A 12,196-nucleotide genomic window follows, 5' to 3' on the forward strand; every position below is an offset into this window, starting at 1 on the left:
CAAAGTATCTCGGAGATTCCATAACCTATGGAACGCTTTTGATTTTTTCTGTCAACCAATTAGCAAAATTGGAATGGTATAAGCTGTAGCGGGTTTCTCCATTAACTTTTTGTTGTTGTAAAAACTCAAACCAATTTTCTAGCACTTCCTCAACATCGTACTCATCTTCGTTAATTATTTGCGCGATCGCGCTCACACTCCAACCCGTTAACATCTTCTCTTTCTGGGTAGATGTGAGAACCTGCAAGATTTTCACGGCGATATCTGAGAAATTGTCAGCTTGCATTTTCTGCCAATGGTGGTTAAAAGCTTGCTCATCGTCCCAGTTTTTTAAGTCATATTCGGATAAATCGAGAATTTGGGATGGTGCTTCGATGAGTAAACCAGATTTTTCGGTTTGGAAGGGACGACGGGTGAGGAGAAAATAAATTCCTTGGGGTAGGTAGCGGGGTAGGTAGAAGAGGTTAGTTCCCAGGGGTTGGTTATCGGGGTTGACTGCATCAATCCCATCGATCGTAATGATGAGTTTGTGGTTGGGTGGGAGTTTGTCGCTGGTTTGTTGTAGTAATAAGGACAAAAATCCACTTCCCTCTGTTGTGTTATCGAAAAGAACCCCCCTCTGTCCCCCCGTGTACGAGGGGAAGTTAGAATCTTGCTTTCTGTGTTCCTCTATATCTGCTAGGAAGTTAGAATCTTGCTCCCTCCTCGCTAGCGGGGAGGGTTGGGGTGGGGTCATTAATTGACTGCAAACATATTTAAAAAATTCCTCAGCAGTGTTTTTGTTGGGGATTTGCGCGTTGTAATAAATAGGTTGAATGTGGGGTTGGGGATTGGTGGTGACGAATTGAGCAAGGATGGCACTTTTACCGCTACCAGGAGAACCAACAATGGTGAAGTAACCGCGATCGCGCTTGTGTAAAAAATCATTAATTGCGGCAAAGATAAATTCGCAGTTGGTAAAATTTTGGCTTTTTTCGTGGAGGATTTTTTGGAATTGGGAATCTAATTGAGGTGGGGTGTTCATGGTTGTACCTCAATATTTTCTAGTTTGAGAAAATGCACGTTTCCCGAACCGTCACCTGCGATTATTTTGCCATTGTCGGGAGCAATGGCACAGCAACGTATACCACCTTCCCCTGTAAATGCGACAATTTCCTTCCCTGTGGATAATTCCCAGATTTTGACTGTATTGTCACGGGAACCAGAAACCAGATATTGACCATCGCTGCTGAGAGCTACTGCATAAACCGAATCACTATGACTAGTCAGGGTGTGAATTTCCTTCCCTGTGGATAATTTCCAGATTTTGATTGTAGTGTCACCGGAACCAGAAACCAGATATCTCCCATCGCTGCTGAGAGCGATCGCACGAACCGAATCACTATGACCAGTCAGGGTGTGAATTTCTTTCCCTGTGGATAATTCCCAGATTTTAACTGTTTTGTCCCCAGAACCAGAAACCAGATGTTGACCATCGCTGCTGAGAGCTACTGCATAAACCCAATCACTATGACCTGTGAGGGTGCGAATTTTCTTCCCTGTGGAGAATTCCCAGATTTTGACTGTATTGTCACGGGAAGCAGAAACCAGATATCTCCCATCGCTGCTGAGAGCTACTGCATAAACCGAACTACTATGACCTGTGAGGGTGCGAATTTTCTTCCCTGTGGAGAATTCCCAGATTTTAACTGTTTTGTCCCAAGAACCAGAAACCAGATATTGACCATTGCTGCTGAGAGCGATCGCACGAACCGAATCACTATGACCAGTCAGGGTGCGAATTTTCTTCCCGCTTGCAAATTCCCAGATTTTGATTGTAGTGTCACCGGAACCAGAAACCAGATATTGACTATCACTGCTGAGAGCGTTCGCATAAACCGAACTACTATGACCAGTCAGGGCGCAAATTTTCTTCCCGCTTGCAAATTCCCAGATTTTGACTGTATTGTCACGGGAACCAGAAACCAGATATTGACCATCGCTGCTGAGGGCTACTGTATCAACCCAACCACTATGACCAGTCAGGGTGCGAATTTCCTTCCCTGTGGATAATTTCCAGATTTTGACTGTATTGTCACGGGAACCAGAAACCAGATATTGACCATCGCTGCTGAGAGCGATCGCATAAACCGAACTACTATGACCAGTCAGGGTGCGAATTTCCTTCCCTGTGGATAATTTCCAGATTTTGATTGTTTTGTCACCGGAACCAGAAACTATATATTTACCATCGCTGCTGAGGGCTACTGCATAAACCGAACTACTATGACCAGTCAGGGTGCGAATTTCCTTCCCTGTGGAGAATTCCCAGATTTTGATTGTTTTGTCACCGGAACCAGAAACTATATATTTACCATCACTGTTGAGAGCGATCGTACGAACCGAATCACTATGACCAGTCAGGGTGTAAATTGCCTTCCCTGTGGAGAATTTCCAGATTTTAACTGTTTTGTCCCAAGAACCAGAAACCAGATATTGACTATCACTGCTGAGAGCGATCGCACGAACCGAATCACTATGACCAGCTAGGGTGTGAATTTCCTTCCCTATGGATAATTCCCAGATTTTGATGGTTTTGTCCTCAGAACCAGAAACCACGTATTTACCATCATTGCTAAGTACAATCGCGCAAACCGAACTACGATGACCAGTCAGGGTGCGAATTTCCTCCCCTGTGGACAATTCCCAGATTTTTACTGTATTGTCCCTGGAACCAGAAACCACATATTTCCCATCATTGCTGGTGGCGATCGCATTAACATAATCACTATGACCAGTCAGGGTGCGAATTAAACCGTTACCAGGAGGAGTTAAGCTAGCTGTGAGAGGACGCAGCCAGGGTATTTTGATTTGCGATATTTGTTGTAATAAGTTTTGAATTATTGCTTTTTCTTTAAAGGTTAACAAACGTCCTGTTAATTGTCCTGGGAACTGGGTTGTATCTTGGTTTAAAATGTGCGCTGACAGTCGTAATGCTTCTTTAATTAACTTTAAATCTTTGAGTGTTTCAATATTATCTGCTTCCTGGTTTTTTAGCTCATCATTCTCGACTAACTCATAATCTTCAATCAGCGCTTGTACTCCATACTTCGGATGATTAACCTTTGCTTCAATAAAATCATAATTGGTTAATAAATCACAATATTTTTCAAATTTTTCAGGTGTCTTTGCATCAACTAAACTACGCAAATTACCGAGAAAAGCAATCCGCGTTCTCTCGTCCATCTTCGCTAGTTTTTTTGCAATCTCTCCCATATTTTTGCCTATATTATTTATTTTTTTATATTGGAAAATATAATCTTGTCATTGCGAGGAGGAACGACGAAGCAATCTAATGGACTCGTTTTTAGTGAGAGATTTTGTGATTGCCACGCTCCACTTCGTTCCGTAAGCGCTATCGCGCACGCTAAGAGCGAACGCAATGACACGCTAAAAAGTTTACATAGTCCTCTATAAGAGGACTTTAGCTATTAGACCGCGATTTAAATCGCTGGCTGGCTATTGCAATTAATTCCCTACCGATAAACATAATCCGCAATACGTCCATTCACCTCCTCAAACAATTTCCTTTTCCCATCTAACTTTCTTTGCGCTTTGAGAAAATCCAAAAAACTAGCATGATAAACTCGATAAAACTTTTCCTCTTTCCCCATATCACCCAAACTTTGCACCTTCAAATACTCTCGCCATTCCTCTAAAACTTCCTCAACTTCGTATTCATCCTTCCCAGAAATTTCCACAATATCTCTCAAGGAAATCGGTGGTGTATTCCACTCGACAATAATATATAAAATAATTACTTGAATTTCCTTTGGTTGTTTTTCCATCCCCATCCTCACCCAATGCTGCTGATAATAATCTTCCAAACCTTTGGGTAACTTATCCAAACTCAAATCATTGTAATAACCACCTGCAATTCCCGGTAAAATGTAGCGCAGGTACATAAAGTTATTTTCACTTTTTGTGGCAACTTCCGTAATAAAATTATCTGGACTAATTTGCCGTTCTTGAATCCACTTCTGTAAATTATCCCGATATTCAGAATCACTCAAAAACAAGCGAATACAAGCTTGAATATCTGCTAGATTTCTTGTTTGATATTCTTCTGAATTTAAATCTAATTCACGTTCGGGAACTTGTAATTTTAATCGTTTTTGACTGTTATCATAGGGTCTACGAGTCAGGAAAAAATAAACACCTTCCGGCAAATATTCGGGTAAATATAAAATATTCTCCGCTCCATCGGGTTGTTCGACTTCATCGAGAGCATCAACGATGATGATTAATTTTTTTAGTTGATTTTGTTGATTTTGATAATTCTTTCGGTGTACTTGAATCGCTTTTTCCAATAATTCCTGTAAATTGGCATTCTCGCAATCCTGCAACCCGTATATTTGAATCAACTGCCGACGCATACTCTTAATAAAATCATCGGGACGATTGCGACGTTCTGCCAAAATATTGAAATAGCAAGGACAATGATTGTCTGAGACATATTTTGCTGCAATACTGCTTTTTCCCATCCCCGCATCCCCAATTACGGTAAAATATCCTTTGGAATGCTCTTGTTGAAACTTGGCAAATTCCGCGAACACAAACAAACGACCACAAAATGATTTAATCTTCTCCTCAATTAAAGATTTAAACTCATCGGGGTAGGGATATTTTTCTGGTAACTTTTTAAAATTTACATCTTTTGGTGGGCGACTACGTTCGGCTACGCTGCAAAATGTGCGATAAAATTCCTCGATTTCTTGACGAACATTGATATTATTTGCGCGGATTTCATCACCTAAAATATGCCAATCTTGAAAATACTCGGCATCCTCATAGAAATTTCTAGGATTGTCGTTAAATGCTTGCCAAAATTTAGCTTTAATTTCCTTCTCTCGCCAAAAATTTAAAATTGGCTCTGGTTTGATATTTCCTTGCTTATCAACTGCATACTCAACCAAAGCATGGTTGAAAACCCCTTCAAAATCGCTGGGTGGTTGAATTGAGTATAAATTTAATTTTTGTAAAATTTCAATAATAATTTTCTGCCTTGAGAGCGGAGCGATCGCCTTAGAAGCTGTAAAACCAAGAATAGTAGTAATAACCTTTATGGGTTCCATACTGATACTTACGGATATATATGTAGTAAGCCTTTATGATACCGATTTTCACGAACCGCGATCGCAGCAAATTCACCACAAATGAGGTACACAAAGCTTAATACTTCTGCAATCAATTACGAGCAGGTAAGAAAATCATGCTAAAAAATAAAAATCGTCAAACTGTGCATCTTTCCTGCTTGTGAAAACAGACAGCATCTTCTATCGTTTATTTCAAGAATTCCCCAATATCTTCTTTGAACTAATTGGCAATTCTCCAGAAATTGCGTCAAATTACCAATTCTCGTCAGTCGAACTCAAGCAAACAGCTTTCCGCATCGACGGTGTATTTCTCCCGCAAACCCCAGAACAACCAATTTATTTTGTCGAAGTTCAGTTTCAAGAGGATTCAGGAATATACTCACGCTTATTTTCTGAAATTAATTTATATCTACGACAAAATCAACCAGAAAATAACTGGCTAGCTGTAGTTATTTTCCCATCCCGCAATATTGATACCGCATCAACCAGCCATTACAGCGAATCCTTTGCTTCCGGGAGAGCGACTCGCATTTACTTAGATGAGTTAGGAGAAGGTACATCCCTGCCCATTGGCGTTGCTACGATAAAATTGATAGTAGAAAATCAAAAAAAGGCAATCCAGTCAGCCAAGGTGTTAATTGCGAGAAGCAACCAGGAAATTGACTCCGTACCCCAACAGCAGCAATTATTACAAATTATCGAGACAATTTTGGTTTATAAATTTCCCAGAATGAACATTGAGGAGATACAAGAAATGTTTGGACTAAGCGAGTTAAAACAAACACGAGTATACCAACAAGCCTTTGCGGAAGGTGAGGAGAAAGGGAAACAAGAAGGAAGACAAGAAGGAAGACAAGAAGGAAGACAAGAAGGCAAACAGGAAGGTATAGAAGAAGGAGAACGTAGGGGTAAATTGAAAACAGTACCCCGATTTATTGCTTTAGGTTTAACTATCGAAGAAATTGCACGCGAGTTAGATTTAACTGTTGAGGAGGTGAGGAAAGCTGCTCAAGAATCTGAGTAAAGGAGGAAAGATGGCGATCGCTGTTGATGGACTATACTACTTGAGGGGGGTGACAACAGCCAATGAACTACTCCTGTAGGATATATTTTGAATACTTCGATAGGTGGAACAGTGTGCTTGTCGAACTGCTCAGTAAAAGTTTTGAATACTTAGTGAGCTTAAGTACAGATTTTGAATTCCGCGTAGCGGTACTAGCCTTGCCAGACAGGTGACAGTAAATTTTAATAGTGTGATGATGTCATCATCTGGTTCGGCTAAAGTTACGGTGAATACCCATGACTAACCCTCCCAATTCTGAACGTCAGTCTCCAACTCCCAGTCAACAGCGTCTGTGGTGGTTAATTCTAGTTCGTGGTGGTCTGACCCTAAGCGGAATTATTGTTATAGGATTAGTTGGTGGTTATTTGTGGCTCCAGAATTTTATCCGTAAGGATTTAACCCCCATTGCCAGCAAAAGTTTAACCACGACTCTCAACCGTCCCGTAAAATTGGGGAATGTCAAGGAATTCTCACTTTCTGGAGTGAAATTTGCAGCTTCTAGCATACCCGCCACACCCACGGATCCAGATAATGCAACGGTGGAAACTGTAGAAGTCACCTTCAATCCCCTACAGTTTCTCTTCACTCGCACCCTGAAATTAGATGTGAATCTAATTAATCCCCAGGTATATCTTGCTCAGGATGCAGAGGGGAAATGGCTAAGTACTACTTTTACTCCCCCGAAAAGGGGTGGTGCATTCACCACAGACTTAGATTATTTACGGTTTCAGAATGCCAAGTTAGAGTTAGTACCGAGGAAACAGAGTACAGGGGAAAAAAATCAGAATTCTTCCCTTACCCCTTCCCTTCCCGGTGTCAAATTTACCCAAATCAACGGTACTTCCCAACTCTTAGACAAGAATAGTTTACTGAAATTTGAACTGACAGGTAAACCAGAAAGCGGTGGTAATATTGCTCTGCGGGGGGAAACTCGTCCGAGGTTAGCCAGTTATAATATTCAACAATTACGTGCCCAGGATTTAGCTGCCACTGATGTTGCACGGTTGGTAAAATTACCCCTAACTCTCCAATCAGGTTTAATTGATGGGGATATTGCCTTGCAATGGCAACAACAGGAAACTCCCCTGATGCAAGGAAGTGTGAATCTGAAGAATGTCAAAGCACAGGTTCCCAAAATGCCCCAACCTTTTAATAATGCCCAAGGGAAGGTGAGTTTTCAAGGGAAGGATGTGCGGTTAGAGAATGTCAGCACGAGTTATGGCAAAATTCCCTTGGTGGCGAAGGGTTTAATTAATCGAGATAGTGGGTATGATTTAACAGCACGGGTAAATGCGGTCACGGTGGCGATCGCGGTGGAAACTTTGAAGGTAAAATTACCTGTACCTGTGACTGGGGAAGCCAAAGCAGATTTAACCCTGACGGGAACGATTCAAAAACCCCTACTTGCGGGTACTGTCACCACCATTAAACCTGCCAAAATTGATAAGGTAGATTTTCAGTCAGTGGGAGCAAAGTTTGCCTATTTGACGACTGCTGGGGTGATGAATTTCTCCCAAATTCAGGGGAAACCAAGTCTTGGGGGAAGCATTACTGGTGATGGGAGATTGCAACTTGGTACAAAACCCAGTCTCGATTTTAATTTGACAGGGAAAAACCTACCGGGGGATGCGATCGCCACCCTCTACAATACTAAGTCTGCGGTCAAATTGGGCACAGTGGCAGCCACTGCCAAAATTACGGGTAGCCCCAATCAAGTGCAAACATCTGTTGATTTCCAAGCACCAGGTGCTATCTACCCCGCAACGGGACAGGTGATAGTTAATCCTGATAAAACTGTGGCTTTCCGGAATGTTAAACTTGCCCTAGCTGGGGGTACAGTCTTGGCTGCGGGAACCTGGAATCAGCAACGTTGGCAAGCTGTGGCAAATGCGAACCAAATTCCCATCGCTCCCTTTATTCAACCAGAACAACGGCAAAATCTTATCCTGGATGATGCTCGATTTAATGGTAATCTTGCCCTAGCTGGAACCTCTGCACCCTTCCAACTCTCTACCATCCGTCCCCAAAATGCCCAATTGCGACTAGGGGGTGGTACTGTCACCGTTGCCAGTTTGCAGTGGGGAGAGGAAAATTTTGCTACGGAATTGATAGCTGATGGTATCCGTCTGGCTAAATTATTCAAAAACCCCCTTCCCCCATCCCTGGGCGCTCCCCTCTCTGGGAAATTCCAACTCGCAGGGAATCGGGAGAATATCAGCTTACAAACTCTTCAGGGTAGGGGTGATGCGCGGTTAGCTGTGGGCGGGGGGACAATTAATGCTAGGAATATTCAACTAGCCCAGGGCAATTATCAAGCTCAGGTAGAGGTGAATCAAGTATCTCTGCCACAATTAGCTGCCGTACCACGACAATTTGCTGGTAAGTTAAATGGGCAATTTACTGTTGCAGGCACGGTAGACAACTTCAAACCGGAGAATATCCAAGCCACGGGGCAAGGGCGATTAAGTTTAGGTGGGGGGGTAATTAACGCCAAGAATATTCAACTAAGTAATGGTAATTATCGTGCCCAGGTGCAAGGGAATAACTTACCCTTACAACGGTTTAACTCCCCAATTCCCGGACTCCTGGGGGGAAATTTCCTCGTCGCTGGTTCCGTAAATTCCCTGAAACCAGAGAGTATTAAAGCTACAGGTAACGCCCAGGTGAATATTGCCGGGGGTACTGTCACAGCCAAGAATATTCAACTTGCAAATGGTCGTTATCAAGCAGTTGTCACGGCTGCGAATATCGCCTTGAACCGCTTTTCACCCCAGTTACGGGGTTTATTTGCTGGGAATTTTCAGGTATTCGGGAATACCAAGTCTTTTTCCCTAGGAAATATCCAAGGGCAAGGAGAGATGGCGTTTTCCCAGGGTTTACCAGGAATTGCCCGCCCCTTAACGGCTGTTGCGGCTTGGAATGGTTCCAAGTTGACGGTAGCAAACGCAACAGCACCCGGTTTGAATGCTCGGGGTGAAATACTGGTGAGTACTAGGAAATCAGTACCAGAAATTACCCAGTTAAATTTAGATGTGCAAGCCCAGGATTATAATTTACAGGAATTACCTGTGCAGTTACCCCAGGCGATCGCCTTGACAGGAAGTGCGGATTTTGACGGCAAGATTACCGGAAAATTACCGAAGCCGAATATCTTGGGGCAGGTGGCATTACGTAATTTAGTTGTGAATAAGTTATCCGTGGAATCCTTGCTACGGGGTAATATAGAATTTGTGGCGGGTAAGGGTACTATCCTAGATGTGGCAGGATTACGGGATAAAATTGCTTTCAACCTAGATGGAAATAATCGTCCTCGCTCCTTCCAAGTGAAGTGGAATCAAGCACTAGCATCGGGAATCACACGGGGAGAGAATTTAGCCGCCAAGTTAGAAAATATCCCCTTGCAAGTATTAAATATTACAGTACCTGCTAAAGCACGATTCGCAGGTGGCAAGTTAGAGGGGAATTTAACTGGGGATGTACTGGTAAATTTACAAACCTTAGCAGCGAATGGCAAGTTAGCGATCGCCCAACCCCAAATTGGTAGAATTAAGGGCGATCGTCTGGCAGCAAATTTCCGTTATGCGGGAGACAGCTTAGATCTGACAGACAGTGAATTTGCCAAGGGTGCTAGTAGTTATCGCTTGGTAGGTAACTTCCGACAAATTAACAGCAATCCCCAAATTCAAGCAAAACTCAACGTCAACCAAGGCGATATCCAGGAATTATTAAATACCCTACAAATCTCTAGCTTTGATGATTTGCGTCAAGATACCCCCACATCGGGGAAAGCAGAGAATTTAAATACAATTCCCGTCGGTTTACCCAATGCACCCCTTGACAGACAATTAGCTCGCTTCTCAGAAATAGACGCTCTATTGGCAATCCAGGAGCAACAACGATTAAATGCTTCCCTCATCCCCGAATTAGCAGATTTATCTGGGAAATTTAGCGGTGAAGTAACATTCGATAACACCCAACCCAACGGTTTAGCAGTCGGGTTTAATCTCTTGGGAGAACAGTTTATCTGGGGGAGAAAAGTTAAAAATGATGCCAACACCTGTGAAAATCCCCAACGCTGTTACCGTGGCGATCGCATCATTGCCCAAGGTAAATTAGAGAACAATATTCTCCGCCTCATTCCCCTGCGTATCGAAACCAAAAACCGCCTGATTGCCTTCACTGGCAACATTGGAGGGCAGGAACAAACGGGAAAACTGGAAGTTGTCAATTTGCCCATGGCAATCATTGATAGTTACGTGAAGTTACCAGTGAAAGTGGGTGGCAATCTCAACGCCACTGCATACCTTGCAGGTAGTATCGAAAACCCCCAAGCAAAGGGAGAATTAGCAGTTACCCAAGGTGATATTAATGGTAAAAAATTGGAATCCGCCGACACCAGTTTTAGCTACAATAATGGTCGCCTCAATTTTGGCAGCCAAGTGGTTGTCACAGGTAGCAGTGAACCTGTAACTATTACAGGTTATGTACCCTACCAAGTCCCCACAGCCACCACCTCTTCCCCGGATAATAAAATCAACATGGATATTCGGGTGAAAAATGAGGGATTAGCTGTACTCAATGCTTTTACAAATCAAATTGCCTACGAAAGTGGTAAGGGAGAAGTATTTCTGCAAGTCAGAGGTACAATGAAAGAACCAGAATTGAATGGTATCGCCTCCCTAAAGGATGCCATCTTTACGGCTCAAACCCTTACCGGAAAACTTACAGAAGTTACGGGTAATGCTCGCTTCACTTTGAATAGATTGATTGTAGAAAAACTCCAGGGGCAATATGGGCAAGGTAGTATTAATATTGCCGGAGAATTACCAATTAGCAACCCCCTATTACCTATCCAAACTCCCCTCACCGTTGACATGCAAAAGCTGACACTCAACCTGAAAGGATTATATCAGGGTGGGGTGGGAGGTAATTTAAAAATTACAGGTGCTGCCATTAGTCCAGAAATTGGCGGTCAATTGCAACTAGATAATGGTAAGATTCTCCTAGCTGAATCAAGCAGCAATGGTTCCGGCAATGCCGCTAATTTGAATAAGGCAAATAAGGAATTAGAATCAGAAGAGAATCAAGCATTTACCAGCTTGAAGAATTTAGAAATTAAACTCGGTAAAAATGTCGAAATTGTTCGTCCCCCCATTCTTTCCTTCCGAGCAACAGGTTCCCTAACAGTTAACGGTTCCCTCAGTAATCCCTTACCAGAAGGAACAATTAGTCTGCGAAGTGGAGATGTTAACCTGTTTACATCCCAATTTAATTTAGTTCGTGGCTATAAAAATACAGCCACCTTTACTGAAACTCAACCCCGCAACCCAGAGTTAGATATTCGTCTGATTACCAGGGTTCTAGATATTAACCCCCGACAAATATCAACTAATTCGATTTCTTCAGAAATTAACGAAGGAATTATCACCAATATCGAACCAGTCAAAACAGTCAAAATTGAAGCTATCATCCGTGGAAGAGCTAGTCAACTCCAGGAAAATCTCGAACTCAAAAGTACACCAAATCGCAGTCAAACAGAAATTATTGCTCTGTTGGGAGGTAGTTTTGTAGAAACCTTTGGACGGGGCGATAGTACATTAGGACTAGTTAACCTGGCAGGTTCTGCTTTAAATCTACAACGCACTTTTACCCAAATTGGTAGTGCTTTTGGTTTGAGTGAATTTCGTCTTTTCCCCACAATTAGCTCAGATGATGGAGAAACTCGACGGGGTTCTGCTTTAGATTTAGCTGCGGAAGCGGGGATTGATGTCACCAGTAACTTCTCAGTTTCTACTTCCAAGATTCTCACATCGAATAAACCTGCCCAGTTTGGGATTAATTATCGGATAAATCCAGAGATTCGTCTACGTACATCTACTGACTTTTCTGGTGATAATCGGGCTTTAGTTGAGTTTGAAAAGAGGTTTTAATCAGAGATTTTCCGTAATTGAGTTATGTTGTATTGTATGTAGTATGCGTAGTTGTAGTCACAGATTCT

5 protein-coding genes are annotated in these 12,196 nt (G+C 42.5%); 2 read left to right on the plus strand and 3 right to left on the minus strand.

Annotated elements, in window-relative coordinates; translation table 11 throughout:
• Nucleotides 1–25: 25 nt before the first annotated feature.
• The 3 genes from IJ00_RS04710 to IJ00_RS04720 form a co-directional block, all read right to left on the minus strand.
• A complete protein-coding gene (locus tag IJ00_RS04710) occupies nt 26–1,024 on the minus strand; it encodes an AAA family ATPase (protein ID WP_035150554.1) in 999 nt (332 codons plus the stop codon).
• Nucleotides 1,021–3,255: a WD40 repeat domain-containing protein gene (locus IJ00_RS04715; RefSeq protein ID WP_035150556.1), complete on the minus strand. Its 2,235-nt coding sequence runs from the start codon at nt 3,253–3,255 to the stop codon at nt 1,021–1,023. Before IJ00_RS04715 ends, IJ00_RS04710 begins: the two co-directional genes overlap by 4 nt.
• 260 nt (nt 3,256–3,515) lie before the next feature.
• Nucleotides 3,516–5,114 carry an AAA family ATPase gene (locus IJ00_RS04720; protein ID WP_035150558.1) on the minus strand — a complete coding sequence of 533 codons (1,599 nt, stop codon included), beginning with the start codon at nt 5,112–5,114 and terminating at the stop codon, nt 3,516–3,518.
• A 181-nt stretch (nt 5,115–5,295) separates the two neighbouring features.
• On the opposite strand from IJ00_RS04720, the gene IJ00_RS04725 reads away from it, so the two are divergent.
• Nucleotides 5,296–6,159: an Rpn family recombination-promoting nuclease/putative transposase gene (locus tag IJ00_RS04725; protein WP_035150560.1), complete on the plus strand. Its 864-nt coding sequence runs from the start codon at nt 5,296–5,298 to the stop codon at nt 6,157–6,159.
• A 275-nt stretch (nt 6,160–6,434) separates the two neighbouring features.
• On the plus strand, nt 6,435–12,128 hold the full coding sequence (locus IJ00_RS04730; RefSeq protein ID WP_035150562.1) for a translocation/assembly module TamB domain-containing protein: 5,694 nt from the start codon (nt 6,435–6,437) through the stop codon (nt 12,126–12,128).
• Nucleotides 12,129–12,196 lie beyond the last annotated feature (68 nt).

This window comes from Calothrix sp. 336/3, assembly GCF_000734895.2.
Taxonomy (GTDB): Bacteria; Cyanobacteriota; Cyanobacteriia; order Cyanobacteriales; family Nostocaceae; genus 336-3.